This is a genomic window from Peribacillus sp. SIMBA_075, assembly GCF_046534585.1.
The window spans coordinates 1-281 of the sequence record NZ_JAWRYN010000432.1 but is presented as its reverse complement, the minus strand read 5'-3'; the positions used below and the strand labels follow the sequence as shown (position 1 = coordinate 281).

Genomic DNA, 281 nt, shown 5'->3' with positions numbered 1-281 from the left:
CTTTGTACCAATACGCCGAAGTCGTCGATCTGTGGCTACGAGCAGGTCTGCAATTATCACGTTCCGATACCGTCGAGGGACTCCGCCAAAAGCTAGAGCGTGATCCCGAGCTGTTTTTGGTCGCAATAGCTGAAGCAGGCAATATAGTTGGTGCTGTCATGGGCAGCTACGACGGTCGCCGCGGCTGGGTAAACCATTTGGCAGTCGATCCAGGCTATCAGGGACAAGACTTGGGAAGCCGTTTGATGCAAGAGCTGGAGATGAGACTCGCTGCACTCGGC

1 protein-coding gene is annotated in these 281 nt (G+C 54.8%); it reads left to right on the top strand.

Going from position 1 to position 281, the window contains the following annotated elements; all coding sequences use genetic code 11:
- Positions 1–2: 2 nt before the first annotated feature.
- The coding region (locus tag SB775_RS28890) for a GNAT family N-acetyltransferase (RefSeq protein WP_410864634.1) at positions 3–281 on the top strand (279 nt) is incomplete at its 3' end.